This is a genomic window from Streptomyces sp. NPDC088147 (genome assembly GCF_044741565.1).
GTDB lineage: Bacteria > Actinomycetota > Actinomycetes > Streptomycetales > Streptomycetaceae > Streptomyces.
This window is the reverse complement of the sequence record NZ_JBIUSY010000002.1, coordinates 215,587-231,403: the sequence shown is the minus strand read 5'-3', so window position 1 is coordinate 231,403 and position 15,817 is coordinate 215,587. Positions and strand designations below refer to the sequence as shown.

Here is a 15,817-nt window from a genome sequence, read left to right as displayed (position 1 = left end):
GACTGTCTTCGGCCGGTCTTCGACCAGCCCGGACTCCGGCGGGCGCCCGTCGGCGTGCGGCGGCGGGCCTCACCCGCGACCGGCGGCGCCCTCCGGGTCGCCGGGCGTCCCCCGGCTCGCCCCTGCCGCCGGGCCTCTTCCTGCCGCCCGCCCTCCGCCGCCCGCCCTCTGGCTACCGCTACCGCCCGGCCTCACCCGTATCGCCCAGCGCGGCGAACGCGCCGTGCGCCAGGCGGCGCAGCAGGGATTCCGTCGCGGCGCGGCCCGGGAGGCCGCCGCCGGGTGAGCCGAGGTGCGGTGTCGAGTTCAGCAGGCCGAAGACCGCGTGGACCGCGCCGCGCGCCTGGGATTCCGGGACGGCCGGGTACAGCTCCCGTACGACCGTGACCCACAGCTCCACGTACTGGCGCTGGAGCTGGCGCACCAGCTTGCGGTCGCTGTCCCTCAGACGGTCCAGCTCGCGGTCGTGGAGGGTGATGAGCGGGCGGTCGTCCAGGGCGAAGTCGATATGCCCGTCGATCAGCGAGGCCAGAACGGCGGCGGGGTCGCCGGCCGCGCCCGCGCCCCGTACGCGCAGCTTCCCGCCGTCCAGCAGCCGTCCGCTGATGCCGACCAGCAGTTCGGCGAGCATCGCGTCCTTGCCCGCGAAATGGCGGTACAGACCGGGCCCGCTGATGCCGACGGCCGCCCCTATCTCGTCGACACCGACGCCGTGGAACCCACGCTCGGCGAAGAGGCGCGCGGCCTCGCTGAGGATCTGCTCGCGGCGGGTCGGGGCCGCGGTCCTGGTGCTCATGGGAAATCATTCTAGACAGGGCCGTTAGCGGTCGTTAACCTGGAGGCGTCACGTTAACGCTCACTAACGCAGCACGCACCGACACGGCACGCACCGACACAGCGCGCACCACCACACCGCACGACCACACCAGTAAACCCAGCGAGGGGGGCTACGAGCGATGCGGCAGGCACCAGTCCTGGCGAGCGCCGCCGATCCGGCGTCCGAGGCATGGCGGGCCAACGAGGCGGCCCATCAGGAGCTGGCCGACGGCCTGCGCTCGCGGCTCGTCGCCGCGCGCCTCGGCGGCGGCGAGAAGGCCCGCGCCCGGCACACCGCGCGCGGAAAGCTGCTCCCGCGCGACCGGGTGGACACCCTCCTCGACCCCGGCTCGCCCTTCCTGGAGCTGGCGCCGCTCGCGGCCGAGGGGATGTACGGCGGAGCGGCCCCGGCCGCCGGGGTGATCGCCGGGATCGGCCGGGTCAGCGGGCGCGAGGTGGTGATCGTCGCCAACGACGCCACGGTCAAGGGCGGTACGTACTACCCGATGACGGTGAAGAAACACCTCCGCGCCCAGGAGGTGGCTTTGGAGAACCGGCTCCCCTGTGTGTATCTGGTGGACTCCGGCGGCGCCTTCCTGCCGATGCAGGACGAGGTCTTCCCCGACCGCGACCACTTCGGCCGGATCTTCTACAACCAGGCCCGGATGTCCGGCGCCGGCATCCCGCAGATCGCCGCGGTGCTCGGCTCCTGCACGGCGGGCGGGGCGTATGTCCCGGCGATGAGCGACGAGGCCGTGATCGTCCGCGGGCAAGGCACGATCTTCCTGGGCGGCCCGCCGCTGGTGAAGGCGGCGACCGGTGAGGTCGTCACGGCCGAGGAGCTGGGCGGCGGCGAGGTCCACTCCCGGGTCTCGGGGGTCACCGACCATCTCGCCGAGGACGACGCGCACGCGCTGCGCGTCGTCCGCACGATCGTCTCGACGCTCCCCGCGCGCGGCCCGCTCCCCTGGTCCGTCGAGCCGGTGGAGGAGCCGAAGGCGGACCCCGCCGGGCTGTACGGCGCGGTGCCGGTGGATTCCCGTACGCCCTACGACGTCCGCGAGGTGATCGCGCGGCTGGTCGACGGCTCGCGGTTCGCCGAGTTCAAGTCCGAGTTCGGTACGACGCTGGTCACCGGCTTCGCGCGGATCCACGGCCATCCGGTGGGCATCGTCGCCAACAACGGCATCCTGTTCTCCGAGTCCGCCCAGAAGGGCGCGCACTTCATCGAGCTGTGCGACCAGCGCGGTATCCCGCTGCTCTTCCTCCAGAACATCTCGGGCTTCATGGTCGGCCGGGACTACGAGGCGGGCGGGATCGCCAAGCACGGCGCGAAGATGGTGACGGCCGTCGCCTGCGCGCGGGTGCCGAAGCTGACGGTCGTGGTCGGCGGTTCGTACGGCGCGGGCAACTACTCGATGTGCGGCCGGGCCTACTCCCCCCGCTTCCTGTGGATGTGGCCCAACGCCAAGATCTCGGTGATGGGCGGCGAGCAGGCCGCCTCGGTGCTGGCCACCGTCAAGCGCGACCAGATCGAGGCGCGCGGCGAGGAGTGGCCGGCCGAGGACGAGGAGTCCTTCAAGGACCCGATCCGCGCGCAGTACGAGACCCAGGGCAACGCCTACTACGCGACCGCGCGCCTGTGGGACGACGGCGTCATCGACCCGCTGGACACCCGCCAGGTGGTGGGTCTGGCCCTGACCGCGTGTGCCAACGCCCCGCTGCCCCCGAGGGACAGCGCGGCGCCCGGCTTCGGCGTCTTCCGGATGTGAGGGTGGGAATGTTCGACACCGTTCTGATCGCCAACCGCGGCGAGATCGCGGTCCGCGTCATCCGTACGCTGCGGACCCTGGGCGTGCGCTCGGTCGCGGTGTTCAGCGACGCGGACGCGGACGCCCGGCATGTGCGGGAGGCCGACACGGCGGTACGGATCGGGCCCGCCGCCGCCGCCGAGAGCTATCTGCGCGTCGACCGGCTGCTGGAGGCGGCGGCCCGCACCGGCGCGGAGGCGGTCCACCCCGGCTATGGCTTCCTCGCCGAGAACGCCGGCTTCGCGCGCGCCTGCGCGGACGCGGGGCTGGTCTTCGTCGGCCCGCCCGCGCCCGCCATCGCCCTGATGGGCGACAAGATCCGCGCCAAGGAGACCGTACGGGCCGCCGGGGTCCCGGTGGTGCCCGGCTCCTCCGGCGGCGGACTGAGCGATGACCAGCTGGCGGAGGCGGCGCGCGGGATCGGGATGCCGGTGCTGCTGAAGCCCTCGGCGGGCGGCGGCGGCAAGGGCATGCGGCTGGTGCGGTCCGAGGCGGCGCTCGCCGAGGAGATCGCGGCGGCCCGGCGCGAGGCGCGCTCCTCCTTCGGGGACGACACGCTCCTGGTGGAGCGGTGGGTGGACCGCCCGCGCCATATCGAGATCCAGGTCCTGGCGGACGGCCGGGGGAACGTGGTGCATCTGGGAGAGCGCGAGTGCTCTCTCCAGCGCCGCCACCAGAAGGTCGTCGAGGAGGCGCCGTCCGTCCTGCTGGACGAGGCGACCCGCGCGGCGATGGGCGAGGCGGCGGTCCGGGCGGCGCGCTCGTGCGGATACACGGGCGCGGGGACGGTCGAGTTCATCGTCCCCGGCGGTGACCCGTCGTCGTACTTCTTCATGGAGATGAACACCCGCCTCCAGGTCGAGCATCCGGTGACCGAGCTGGCGGTGTCGGTCGGAGGCAGGCGCGGCCTGGATCTGGTGGAGTGGCAGCTGCGGATCGCCTCCGGCGAGGAACTGCCCTTCGGCCAGGGCGACATCGCGTTCGAAGGCCACGCGGTGGAAGCGCGCGTCTGCGCCGAGGATCCCGCCCGCGGCTTCCTGCCCTCCGGCGGTACGGTCCTGGCCCTGCGCGAGCCGGAGGGCGACGGCGTACGGACCGACTCGGGCCTCTCCGAGGGCGCGGATGTCGGCAGCGCGTACGACCCGATGCTCTCCAAGGTCATCGCGTACGGCCCCGACCGCGCCACGGCCCTGCGCAGACTGCGCGCGGCGCTCGCGGAGACGGTCACGCTCGGGGTCCCGACGAACGCCGGGTTCCTCCGCAGACTGCTGGCCCACCCCTCGGTGGTCGCGGGCGAGCTGGACACGGGTCTGGTCGAGCGCGAGGCGGCGGGGCTGCTGGCGGAGACGGTCCCGCCCGAGGTGTACGCCGCCGCGGCGGCGGTCCGCCGGGCGGGGCTGCTGCCGCCCGCGACCGCGGGATGGGTGGACCCCTTCTCCGTACCGGACGGCTGGCGCCTCGGTGGCGTGCCCCACCCGGTCGGCCATCCCCTGCGAGTAACGGGACTTGAACCCGTGACGGTCGAGGCGCCGCCCGCGGACCGGTCCCGGGTGGAGCCCGGCCGGGTCACGGTCACCGTGGACGGGGTGACCCACACCTTCCACCGCGCGGGCGACTGGCTCGGCAGGGACGGGGACAGCTGGCACGTCCAGGACTTCGACCCCGTGGAGGCCGCCCTGCGCGGGGCCGCCGGGGCGGGCGGTGTGGACGCGCTGACCGCGCCGATGCCCGGGACGGTCACCGTCGTGAAGGTGGCCGTCGGGGACGAGGTGACGGCCGGGCAGAGTCTGCTGGTCGTCGAGGCGATGAAGATGGAGCACGTCATCTCCGCCCCGCACGACGGCACGGTCACCGAGCTGGACGTCACCCCCGGCTCCACCGTCGCCATGGACCAGGTGCTGGCCGTCGTCGCGCCGGCCGGCCCCGCCGAGGAGGAGTCATGACCGAGGGACTGCCCATGGCGGTGCCCGCGCAGGGCCTGCCGCCCCGGGTCCGTATCCACGAGGTGGGCGCGCGCGACGGGCTCCAGAACGAGAAGAGCGTCGTACCGACCGAGGTCAAGGCGGAGTTCATCCACCGCCTCGCCGACGCGGGACTGACCACCATCGAGGCGACCAGCTTCGTCCGCCCCGAGTGGGTGCCCCAACTGGCCGACGCCGAGCTGCTGTTCCCGATGCTCGCCGACCTCGGCGGGGCCCCCGACATCGAGCTTCCCGTGCTCGTGCCGAACGCGCGCGGGCTGGACCGCGCCATGGCGCTGGGCGCCCGCCGTATCGCCGTGTTCGGCAGCGCCACGGAATCCTTCGCCAAGGCCAATCTCAACCGGACGGTCGACGAGTCGCTCGCCATGTTCGAGCCGGTCGTCGCCAGGGCCCGGGAGGACCGTATGGCGGTCCGCGGCTATCTCTCGATGTGCTTCGGCGATCCCTGGGAGGGGCCCGTCCCGGTCCATCAGGTCGTCAGGGTCGCCAAGGCCCTCAGGGACATGGGATGCGACGAGCTGAGCCTCGGCGACACCATCGGCGTCGCCACGCCCGGACATGTGCAGACGCTCCTGGCCGAGCTGAACGAGGAGGGCGTGCCGACCGACGCCCTCGCGGTGCACTTCCACGACACGTACGGCCAGGCGCTCGCCAACACCCTCGCCGCGCTCCAGCACGGAGTGACCACCGTCGACGCCTCCGCGGGCGGCCTCGGCGGCTGCCCGTACGCGAAGAGCGCGACCGGCAATCTCGCCACCGAAGACCTCGTGTGGATGCTCGACGGCCTCGGTATCGAAACCGGCGTCGATCTCGGCCGGCTCGTCGCCACCAGCGACTGGCTGGCCGAACGGCTGGGCCGCCCCAGCCCCTCCCGTACCGTCCGCGCCCTCTCCCACAAGGAGTGACCATCGATGTCCCTGGACCACCGGCTCTCCGCCGAGCACGAAGAACTGCGGCGCACCGTCGAGGAGTTCGCCCGCGAGGTCGTCGCGCCCAAGATCGGCGACTTCTACGAGCGGCACGAATTCCCCTACGAGATCGTCCGTGAGATGGGGCGGATGGGGCTGTTCGGGCTGCCGTTCCCGGAGGAGTACGGCGGCATGGGGGGCGACTATCTCGCGCTCGGTATCGCCCTGGAGGAGCTGGCCCGCGTCGACTCCTCGGTGGCGATCACCCTGGAGGCGGGCGTCTCGCTCGGCGCGATGCCCATCCACCGTTTCGGTACGGAGGAGCAGAAGCGCGCGTGGCTGCCCCGGCTCTGCTCGGGCGAACTGCTCGGCGCGTTCGGCCTGACGGAACCGGACTGCGGTTCGGACGCGGGCGGCACGCGCACCACCGCCGTGCGCGACGGCGACTCATGGGTGATCAACGGCAGCAAGTGCTTCATCACCAACTCCGGTACGGACATCACGGGCCTGGTCACGGTCACGGCCGTCACCGGCCGCAAGGAGGACGGCCGTCCGGAGATCTCCTCGATCATCGTGCCCTCGGGCACCCCCGGGTTCACGGTCGCGGCCCCGTACTCGAAGGTCGGCTGGAACGCGTCGGACACCCGCGAGCTGTCCTTCGCGGACGTCCGCGTCCCGCTGGCCAATCTGCTCGGCGAGGAGGGCCGTGGGTACGCGCAGTTCCTGCGCATCCTCGACGAGGGCAGGATCGCGATCTCCGCGCTGGCGACCGGGCTCGCCCAGGGGTGTGTGGACGAGTCGGTGGCGTACGCGCGCGAGCGGCACGCGTTCGGCCGGCCGATCGGCGCCAACCAGGCCATCCAGTTCAAGATCGCCGACATGGAGATGCGCGCGCACATGGCGCGGATCGGCTGGCGGGACGCGGCCTCCCGGCTGACGCACGGCGAGCCGTTCAAGAAGGAGGCCGCGCTGGCGAAGCTGTACTCGTCGACGGTCGCGGTCGACAACGCCCGTGAGGCCACCCAGATCCACGGCGGATACGGCTTCATGAACGAGTATCCGGTCGCCAGGATGTGGCGGGATTCCAAGATCCTGGAGATCGGTGAGGGGACGAGCGAGGTCCAGCGGATGCTGATCGCGCGGGAGCTGGGCCTGGCCGATCTGAGTCCCACGGGCTGAGGCTCACCGGGCGCCGGGGATGTGGCCGATCCCCCGGCGCCGGCGCCGTTCCGGCTCGACCGGTCCCGCGCGACCGGTCGAGCGGGACCGATCCGGCTCGACCGGTCCGGCTCGACCGGTCCGGCTCGACTGCCCGGCTCTACTGCCCGGCCGGCCAGTTCACCAGCGGCGAGCGGTAGTAGTCGATCCCGAGCGCCGCCATGCGCGGCCCCTGCGCCGCCAGCCGCGCCTTGTACGTGTCCCAGTCGTGCGTGGCGGCCGGCGACCAGCCCAGTTCGGCGACACCGGGCAGCCGCGGGTAGGCCATGGACTCCAGCTGGTCGTTCGTCGCGAGGGTCTCGGTCCAGAGCGGCGCCTCGACACCGAGCACCGCGTCCTCGGACACGCCCGCGCCGGCGAGATAGGTGGCCGGGTCCCAGTCATACGAACGGTCCACCTCCGTGTAACCGGCCCAGGACTGGCCCAGCACGGTGCTCCTGTCGTACTTCATGTCGAGGTACACCCGGTCCGCAGGCGAGAGGATCAGCCGGGTGCCCTTCTTCGTCGCCGCCGCGACCTGCGCGCGCTCGGCGGCGCCCGTGGCGTCGTACCCCCAGTACTGGGCTACGGCCCCTTCCACCGGGGTGGCGCCGGTCAGCTGGTGCCAGCCGACGACAGTCTTCCCGTACTTCCGGACGACGGCCTGGGTCCGCTCCATGAAGGTCACATAGTCCGCGTGGCTGGTGGAGTGGGCCTCGTCGCCGCCGATGTGGAGATACTTCCCGGGCGTGAGGGCGGCCAGCTCGCGGATCACGTCGTCCACGAAGTCGTACGTCACCTCCTTGGGCGCGCACAGCGAGCTGAAGCCGACCGCCGTGCCGGTGTAGAGCGGGGGCGCGACGCCGTCGCAGTTCAGCTCGGCGTACGAGGCGAGGGCGGCGTTGGTGTGGCCCGGCATGTCGATCTCCGGGATCACCTCCAGGTGCCGGGAGGCCGCGTAGCTCACCAGGTCCCGGTACTGGGCCTTGGTGTAGTAGCCGCCGGGGCCGCCGCCGACCTGCGTGGAGCCGCCGTAGGTGGCCAGGCGCGGCCAGGAGTCGATGGCGATCCGCCAGCCCTGGTCGTCGGAGAGGTGCAGATGCAGTTTGTTGATCTTGTAGAGCGCCAACTGATCGATATAGAGCTTGACCTGATCAGGCGTCAGAAAATGCCGTGAGACATCGAGCATCGCGCCCCGGTAGGCGTAGCGCGGGGTGTCGGTGATGGTGCCGCCCGCGACCGTCCAGGGGCCGCGCTGCGGGGTCCGCTTCTCCACGGAGGCGGGCAGCAGCTGCCGCAGGGTCTGGACGCCGTGGAAGAGCCCGGCCGGCTCCTGGGCGGTGATGGTGACGCCGCCGCGGCCGGACTCCAGGCGGTAGCCCTCCTCGCCCAGCCCCAGGGCGTGTTGCGCGAGTGGCGCCCTCTCACGGTCCCGGCCGTCGGAGCCGACGAGCCGCAGCCGGATGCCGTCCCCACCGCGCCGGTCGGTGACGGGCAGCGCGTAACCGGTCGAGGGCCTCAGCAGCCCGGCCAGGTACGAGCCGATCCGGCGGGCCTCACGGGCGTCTTCGTGCGACCGGCCCGCCACCTGGATCCGGCTGCGCGCGGTGAGGGTGTACGCCGTCCCACCCGCTCTGACCTGGGCGGGAGCGGGCACGATCTGATCGAGCGGACGTGCGGCGGGCGCCTGGGCGGGACTCGGAGCACCGCGCTCCGGCGCGGCTCCGATGCTGGAGATACCGGCCGCCACGACGAGCAGCAGCGAACCGAACAGACGGGGAAACGTGCTGTGCTGTCTCACAAGATTGTCCCTTCGACGGGGCGACGGGGTACTCACCTGCGGTGCCGAGCACTCACCATGGGACCCGCACGTCCCACCGGCGGTCAAGGTGTAGACCAATTTCCGCCCACCTGATGGAAGAATCCCCGCATGGCGGAAATCATCCAGAAGGACGGCACATGGACCTTCGACGGGGACACGGTCCGTATCGTGCCCGGCAAGGACAAGGGCGTGAGCCCGCTCCGCAAGGCTCTCGGTGAAGTCACCCTGCCGCTGGGCGCGTTGGCGGGAATCTCCTTCGAGGCCGGGCGCAAGTCGGGGCGGCTGCGGCTGCGCCTGCGGGAGGGCGCGGACCCGCTGCTCCAGATCACCGGCGGCCGGCTGGGCGACAGCTCCGACCCCTATCTGCTGACTGTCGACAAGGACCGCGTGGGGGTCGCCGAGTACTTCGTGGACGAGGTGCGGAACGCCCTGCTGCTCGACCAGGTGGAGCCCGGTCCCGTCGACCGCTATCTGATGCCGGGACCGGCTCTGCCGATCACCGTGAGCGCGGGCGACGCGAGCGTCACCTTCGACGGGGAGCGGATCCGGCTGGAGTGGAACTGGAAGACGGAGGAGTCCAAGTCCTCCGGCGGCCCCCGCACCCTCGCGCTCAGCGAGGTGGAGGCGGTGGAGTGGCTGCCGAGCGCCGGTCTGGAGAACGGCTATCTGCGCTTCCTCACCAGCAGGGCGCCCGTGTCCACCCCGCCGAAGTACGACCCGCAGGCGGTGGATCTGTACGGGTTCAGGAAGGACCCGCTGATGGCCCTGGTCGGTGCGGCGGTGGTGGCCCGGCTGCCGCATCCGCGCGCCGCGTCCGCCGCGCTCACCGCCGCCCCGGCTCCGGCGCCGGGCCTCGTCAAGGCCGCGACGAGCACCACGGACGCGGCGGACACGACGGACGCCGCGGATTCCACGGGCCCGGCGGCGGGGAGCGGTGACGATCATGACGTCCTGCTGCGCCGGCTGCGGGAGCTGGGCGAGCTGCACCAGGCGGGGATCCTCACCGCCGAGGAGTTCAGCACGGCGAAGCAGGCCGTCCTCAAGCGGCTCTGATCCTCACAGCCCCTCGCCTCGGCCTCAAGCCTCTCAGGCCCTTCAGGCCCCTCAGCGCCTAGCCCCTCAGCCTCCGTAACGTCGCCTTCCCTCTTTCGGCCCATGTTTCCCGAGCATCCTGCCCGATTCCGGGCAGGATTCTTGCAAACCCCCTTGATCACCCGCACTATCAACACGTGCTCGAACGCCGCTCGTCGTACGACGACCTCATCGACCATCTGGTCCGCAGCACCGCGCTCCAGCGCGGTGAGGCCGCCCGGGTGGTGCTCGACGTGCTGGCGTACTTCGACGAGACGACCGAGGAGTTCGTCCGCCGCCGCCACCGGGAGATGCAGTCCGGTGGGTCCACGAACGCGGAGATCTTCGAGCGGATCGCGGCCGAGCTGCCGCACCGCGCGGTGGCGCCCCCGGCGCTCTCGCTGCGGCAGCTGCGCCGCATCGTCTACGGCTGACCGTGCGACCCACCGTGACCAGGACAGCGTGACTCGGGGACAGCGGACTCACGACAGCGGACTCACGACAACGTGACCCAGGAGGGACAGAGACTGTATGTGCGGAATCGTCGGATACATCGGAAAGCGTGATGTGGCACCACTGCTGCTGGAGGGCTTGCAGCGGCTGGAGTACCGGGGGTACGACTCGGCCGGGCTGGTCATCACCGGCAAGCCGGGCGCGGGCAAGCCGGCCGCGCTGAAGATGGTCAAGGCCAAGGGGCGGGTCCGCGAGCTGGAAGCCCGCGTACCCAAGCGCTTCTCCGGCACCACCGGCATCGCGCACACCCGCTGGGCCACCCATGGCGCCCCGAGCGACGAGAACGCGCACCCGCACATGGACCTGGAGGGCAAGGTCGCCCTCGTCCACAACGGCATCATCGACAACGCCTCGGAGCTGCGGGTCAAGCTGGAGGCCGACGGCGTCGTGTTCCAGTCCGAGACGGACACCGAGGTGGTGACCCATCTCGTCGCCCGCTCCCAGGCCCCGACTCTGGAGGAGAAGGTCCGCCAGGCGCTCCAGCTCATCGAGGGCACATACGGCATCGCCGTCCTGCACGCCGATTTCCCGGACCGTATCGTCGTCGCCCGCAATGGCTCGCCGGTCGTCCTGGGCATCGGCGAGAAGGAGATGTTCGTCGCCTCCGACGTGGCCGCGCTGGTCTCCCACACCCGCCAGGTCGTGACGCTGGACGACGGCGAGATGGCCACCCTCAAGGCCGACGACTTCCGTACGTACACCACCGAGGGCTCGCGCACCTCGGCGACGCCGACCACCGTGGAGTGGGAGGCCGAGTCGTACGACATGGGCGGCCACGACACCTATATGCACAAGGAGATCTCGGAGCAGGTCGACTCCGTGGACCGGGTGCTGCGCGGCCGGATCGACGACCGGTTCTCCACCGTGCATCTGGGCGGTCTCAATCTGGACGCCCGGGAGGCGCGCGGGGTGCGCCGGATCAAGATCCTCGGCTGTGGCACCTCGTACCACGCCGGCCTCATCGGCGCGCAGCTGATCGAGGAGCTGGCCCGGATCCCGGCGGACGCCGAGCCCGCCTCCGAGTTCCGCTACCGCAATCCGGTCGTGGACCCCGACACGCTCTATGTCGCGGTGTCCCAGTCGGGCGAGACGTACGACGTGCTGGCCGCGGTGCAGGAGCTGAAGCGCAAGGGCGCGCGCGTTCTGGGCGTCGTGAATGTCGTGGGCTCGGCGATCGCCCGGGAGACCGACGGCGGGGTGTATGTGCACGCGGGCCCGGAGGTCTGTGTCGTCTCCACCAAGTGCTTCACCAACACCGTGGTGTCGTTCGCGCTGCTCGCGCTGCATCTGGGCCGGATCCGCGATCTGTCGGTCGCGGACGGCAAGCGGATCATCGACGGGCTGCGCAGGCTGCCCGCCCAGATCGCCGAGATCCTGGCGACGGAGGACGACATCGCCAAGCTGGCGGCGCAGTACGCGCAGGTCAGTTCCATGATGTTCATCGGCAGGGTGCGGGGCTATCCGGTGGCGCTGGAGGCCTCGCTGAAGCTGAAGGAGATCTCCTACATCCACGCCGAGGCGTACCCGGCCTCGGAGCTGAAGCACGGCCCGCTCGCCCTCATCGAGCCCGCGCTGCCGACCGTCGCGATCGTCCCCGACGACGATCTGCTGGAGAAGAACCGGGCGGCGCTGGAGGAGATCAAGGCGCGCAGCGGACCGATCCTGGCGGTGGCGCACCAGCCGCAGGAGAAGGCCGACCACACCATCGTCGTACCGAAGAACGAGACGGAACTGGACGCGATCCTGCTAGGCATCCCGCTCCAACTGCTCGCGTATCACACGGCTCTGGCGCTGGGCCGGGACATCGACAAGCCCCGCAACCTCGCGAAGTCGGTGACGGTCGAGTAGCGGCCCGCCCTCTCCCACAGGGCGCCGTACGGCGAGAGCGTCCCCGGCGCGTGCCACCCATCGCGCCGGGGACGCTCCCCGAAGGGACCGGCGCCAGGACCTGTCGGCGGATCTTCACGGATCAGCCGTACAGGCCCTTGCCCTTGGCGCCGGCCCGCGGCTGCCTCAGCCGGTGGCCGTCACTCCTCGGCCGGCAGCACGACGGCGCGGCAGGGCGGTCGGCCACTTGGCGAGCGCGGCCGTCGCCGCGTACCAGGAGGCGAGGCCCGCCACGACGGCGAACCAGCCGCCGACCTTGACGAGGCCCGTACTGTCGGCGAACTGGCCCACGGCGAGCAACAGCAGCCCGGCGCAGAACAGTCCGTACGCGCTCTGCACCAGCGGCCCCGCGCCCGCGCCGCCGACGGCGAGGCTGAACGCCAGCAGCGCCCAGAGGACGAGGAAGAGGCCCGCGGCGTCCGCGGAGACCTGATGGCCGACTCCCATGCCCCAGGTGAACCAGAATGCGCCGAGGCCCGCGAAGGCCGTGCCGGTGAACGAGTCGCCCGCCCGGAATTCGAGCAGTCCGGCGAGGAAGAGGGCGATGCCGCCGACATAGAGCGCGAGCGGGACGGCGGCGACCGCCGTCACTCCGTCGACGACGCCGGTGTGGCCGATTCCGAAGGCGAGCAGGGTGAGGCCCAGGGCGAGATGGCCCAGAACCCAGGTCGAAGTAGCGCTTCCCGCAGAGACGGCGTTGTCCACGGCGGGCTCCCTTCACGATGTGCGTGGTGCTGTGTCCCAGCGGCCGATATGTACCCTTCACCGGCGCGCAATCCACCTCTACCTGTGAGTAGATTCACACTGCGGGCAAGGGAGTTGACACAACGTCAGCGCGGAGTTGACGTCAACACGGCTGACGTACAAGGCGGGTTGCGCGCCGGAAAGTTTGCGAGTGGAGACGGTCGCGCGCGGGGACAGCCACGCGAGGGGGCACGAGGGGTTACGGGATCACCACGACGGGCCGCTGCGCTCGCCGCGCCAGCCGTCCCGCCACCGAACCGAAGATCCGCCCGACGATGCCGTGCGTGGACCCGACGACGATCGCGTCGGCGGAGTACTCCTGGCCGACCTCTTCGAGTTCATGGCAGATGTCGCCGCCGCGCTCGACCAGGATCCACGGCACCTCGGCGAGATAGTCCGCGCAGGCCAGTTCGAGGCCGAGCACTTCGGTGCGGTGGTCCGGCACGTCCACGAACACAGGGGGCTCACAGCCCGCCCAGACCGTGGTGGGCAGCCGGTTGGCGACATGGACGATGATCAGGCCCGAGCCCAGCCGTCTGGCCATGCCGATGGCATACGCGAGGGCCCGCTCACTCGACATCGAGCCGTCGAAGCCGACGACGACTCCGTGCCGGAAGGCGGGATCGCAGGAAGCGCGCGTCTGTTCCGCCGCTTGCAGGTCCGACAGTGGGTCGGCTACCTGCTCGCGGTCTGCGGGTTCGGGGATTTCGTGACCGGCCATGAGTGTCTCGGCGAAAGAGGTCCTCTTGAGAAGGATCAACAAGTGGCGTGTCGGGGGGAGCTGTGTCCGGGAATCATCTTCCCAACCCCATACCCCAAAGGGTACGGCGGCACTCCTCTCCTGCCCAGAGACCGGCGCCCCACACGCGGCGTTCCAGGGAGCATGCACGAGGGCGTCCCGGATGGCAATGCCGGATGGTCTCTACAGCTGTCCCGGCGCGGCCCCGCGGTGACCGGACGACTCCGCTCCTCGTTGGCCGTCGGCCATGTCCCCGGCCCCCGTGGAGCCCCGTACCCGCCTCATCCACCGCTCGGGCCCCCGCCGCCACCGCGGGGCCCGCACGCCACGGAGCGCGCTCCGGGGCGCATCATGGGGCGCACCGCGCGGTGCCGCGCCGGGCGGCGGCGGTCCCCGCCGTGTCCGCCCGACGGTCGGCCGCGGTGCCGGTGGACGACGGGCCCGCCGGGCGGCGCTCGGCCGCGGGCCGGTCCCGGTGGTCCGCGCGGCGTACGGCGCCTTCTCCGGCGGTACGGCGGCGGCCGTGCCCGGTCCCGTCGCGGTGACCGCGGTACGCCGGCCACCGCCGCGGCGGTCCGGACGCGCCGCCGCGCCGCGGCACGCGGAGGACGCCAGGACGTACGTTACGTACGCAACGTCCGGAAGCCGTCGCTCCCGAGGCTCCCGAGGGGCGCATCGGGGCTCGCGCGTACGCGAAGGGTGTGCGCCGGGATACTGAGTGCATCACACCGACGCACCCATCACTTTTCAGCCAACTTCGCATGTGAGTAGAACCCTTGGTGAAATGGCCTGCCAACCCCCTTGCCACCAGGGAAGAAAGGACCGCAGCGGTCCTTGGCACCCTACGGGGATGGGCCATGCACGCGAGGCCCACTTCCACTCTCGGCTTCCGAGTGGAACGCTTCGTGATCGAATGCTTCGCGCCAAGTTGCCTTGTCGACATAGCGCCGGTTGGAGAACTTGTCACGCCGGCACCACGGGACACAGTAGATTCGATCATGAGTATCGAAGGCTGGGGACCCGTGCAAAACCGAGGGGAATCGTGCAGGAGCGAAAGGCCCGACAAGAACGGGGAGACGCGAACACCGAGGGGGGCTTAGCACCATGAGCCAGGACTCCACTACCGCACCGGAGTCAGCACGTAAACTTTCCGGAAGACGTCGCCGGGAAGTCGTCGCTGTGCTGCTCTTCAGCGGTGGCCCCATCTTCGAGAGCTCCATCCCGCTCTCCGTGTTCGGAATCGACCGCCAGGACGCCGGGGTTCCCCGCTATCGCCTGCTCGTCTGCGGCGGGGAGGACGGGCCGCTGCGCACCACCGGCGGCCTCGAACTCACCGCGCCGTACGGGCTGGAGGCGATCAGCAGGGCGGGCACGGTGGTCGTACCGGCCTGGCGGTCGATCACGTCACCGCCACCGCCGGAGGCACTGGACGCGTTGCGCCGTGCCCATGAAGAGGGCGCGCGGATCGTCGGTCTGTGCACCGGCGCGTTCGTGCTCGCCGCGGCCGGTCTGCTGGACGGCCGGCCGGCCACCACGCACTGGATGTACGCACCGACGCTCGCCAAGCGTTATCCGTCCGTCCATGTGGATCCGAGAGAGCTGTTCGTCGATGACGGCGATGTGCTCACCTCCGCGGGGACAGCGGCCGGAATCGACCTGTGCCTGCACATAGTCCGGACGGATCACGGCGCGGAGGCGGCGGGCGCGCTCGCCCGCAGACTGGTCGTGCCACCACGGCGCAGCGGCGGCCAGGAGCGCTATCTGGACAGGTCTTTACCAGAGGAGATCGGCTCCGACCCGCTCGCCGAGGTCGTGGCCTGGGCGCTGGAGCATCTGCACGAGCAGTTCGACGTGGAGACGCTCGCGGCCCGCGCGTACATGAGCCGCCGTACGTTCGACCGGCGGTTCCGCTCGCTCACCGGAAGCGCGCCGCTCCAGTGGCTGATCACCCAGCGGGTGCTCCAGGCACAGCGGCTGCTGGAGACCTCCGACTACTCGGTCGACGAGGTCGCGGGCCGCTGCGGCTTCCGCTCTCCGGTGGCACTGCGCGGCCACTTCCGGCGCCAGCTGGGCTCCTCCCCGGCGGCCTACCGGTCCGCCTACCGGGCCCGCAGGCCGCAGGGCGAGTCCATGCCCCACGGGGTCATGGAGTCGGTGGTCCCCGCCCAGGCGTCCGCGCACTCCAGGCGGGCGGCGGCAGCCGCCAGTACGCCCGGCCAGGCGTCGGCGTCGGCGACGGTGACGGACCACGGCAGAACAGGTTCCGACATGTACGCGACAGGTCCGGGCCGTCCGAGTCTGCCCGGCCAGCGGAGCGCCCCGTAGGG

General features: G+C 71.4%; 12 protein-coding genes. 8 read left to right on the top strand and 4 right to left on the bottom strand.

Features of this window, described 5'->3' with window-relative positions:
• Positions 1 to 178 precede the first annotated feature (178 nt).
• A complete protein-coding gene (locus ACIOGX_RS06400; RefSeq protein WP_356508480.1) occupies positions 179 to 796 on the bottom strand; it encodes a TetR/AcrR family transcriptional regulator in 618 nt (205 codons plus the stop codon).
• Between the two features lie 160 nt (positions 797 to 956).
• On the opposite strand from ACIOGX_RS06400, the gene ACIOGX_RS06395 reads away from it, so the two are divergent.
• From ACIOGX_RS06395 to ACIOGX_RS06380, 4 genes are read left to right on the top strand one after another with little or no spacing between them, the layout of a single operon-like run.
• The gene (locus ACIOGX_RS06395; RefSeq protein ID WP_129771273.1) at positions 957 to 2,588 is read left to right on the top strand and encodes a carboxyl transferase domain-containing protein; all 1,632 of its coding nucleotides are present in this window, start codon (positions 957 to 959) and stop codon (positions 2,586 to 2,588) included.
• An 8-nt stretch (positions 2,589 to 2,596) separates the two neighbouring features.
• Positions 2,597 to 4,570: a biotin carboxylase N-terminal domain-containing protein gene (locus ACIOGX_RS06390; RefSeq protein ID WP_401910821.1), complete on the top strand. Its 1,974-nt coding sequence runs from the start codon at positions 2,597 to 2,599 to the stop codon at positions 4,568 to 4,570.
• On the top strand, positions 4,567 to 5,514 hold the full coding sequence (locus ACIOGX_RS06385) for a hydroxymethylglutaryl-CoA lyase (RefSeq protein WP_401910818.1): 948 nt from the start codon (positions 4,567 to 4,569) through the stop codon (positions 5,512 to 5,514). The genes ACIOGX_RS06390 and ACIOGX_RS06385 overlap by 4 nt, the downstream gene beginning before the upstream one ends.
• A gap of 6 nt (positions 5,515 to 5,520) precedes the next feature.
• Positions 5,521 to 6,696 (top strand): acyl-CoA dehydrogenase family protein, encoded by a 1,176-nt coding sequence (locus tag ACIOGX_RS06380; protein WP_356508488.1) that lies wholly within the window; start codon positions 5,521 to 5,523, stop codon positions 6,694 to 6,696.
• Positions 6,697 to 6,835: 139 nt separating this feature from the next.
• Here ACIOGX_RS06380 and ACIOGX_RS06375 read toward each other — a convergent pair whose 3' ends face one another.
• Positions 6,836 to 8,515, bottom strand: coding sequence for a beta-N-acetylhexosaminidase (locus ACIOGX_RS06375; RefSeq protein ID WP_401910816.1), 1,680 nt, complete (start codon positions 8,513 to 8,515; stop codon positions 6,836 to 6,838).
• A gap of 129 nt (positions 8,516 to 8,644) precedes the next feature.
• On the opposite strand from ACIOGX_RS06375, the gene ACIOGX_RS06370 reads away from it, so the two are divergent.
• From ACIOGX_RS06370 to glmS, 3 genes are all read left to right on the top strand, one after another.
• Positions 8,645 to 9,589: a DUF4429 domain-containing protein gene (locus tag ACIOGX_RS06370; protein ID WP_401910813.1), complete on the top strand. Its 945-nt coding sequence runs from the start codon at positions 8,645 to 8,647 to the stop codon at positions 9,587 to 9,589.
• 176 nt (positions 9,590 to 9,765) lie between these two features.
• Positions 9,766 to 10,041 carry a hypothetical protein gene (locus tag ACIOGX_RS06365; RefSeq protein WP_356508494.1) on the top strand — a complete coding sequence of 92 codons (276 nt, stop codon included), beginning with the start codon at positions 9,766 to 9,768 and terminating at the stop codon, positions 10,039 to 10,041.
• Positions 10,042 to 10,138: 97 nt separating this feature from the next.
• A complete protein-coding gene (gene glmS, locus ACIOGX_RS06360) occupies positions 10,139 to 11,968 on the top strand; it encodes a glutamine--fructose-6-phosphate transaminase (isomerizing) (protein ID WP_129771267.1) in 1,830 nt (609 codons plus the stop codon).
• Positions 11,969 to 12,133: 165 nt separating this feature from the next.
• Here glmS and ACIOGX_RS06355 read toward each other — a convergent pair whose 3' ends face one another.
• Positions 12,134 to 12,712 (bottom strand): acetate uptake transporter, encoded by a 579-nt coding sequence (locus ACIOGX_RS06355; RefSeq protein WP_356508496.1) that lies wholly within the window; start codon positions 12,710 to 12,712, stop codon positions 12,134 to 12,136.
• A 238-nt stretch (positions 12,713 to 12,950) separates the two neighbouring features.
• Positions 12,951 to 13,472 (bottom strand): universal stress protein, encoded by a 522-nt coding sequence (locus tag ACIOGX_RS06350; protein ID WP_030354999.1) that lies wholly within the window; start codon positions 13,470 to 13,472, stop codon positions 12,951 to 12,953.
• A 1,122-nt stretch (positions 13,473 to 14,594) separates the two neighbouring features.
• On the opposite strand from ACIOGX_RS06350, the gene ACIOGX_RS06345 reads away from it, so the two are divergent.
• Positions 14,595 to 15,815, top strand: coding sequence for a GlxA family transcriptional regulator (locus ACIOGX_RS06345; RefSeq protein WP_401910808.1), 1,221 nt, complete (start codon positions 14,595 to 14,597; stop codon positions 15,813 to 15,815).
• Positions 15,816 to 15,817: the final 2 nt, after the last annotated feature.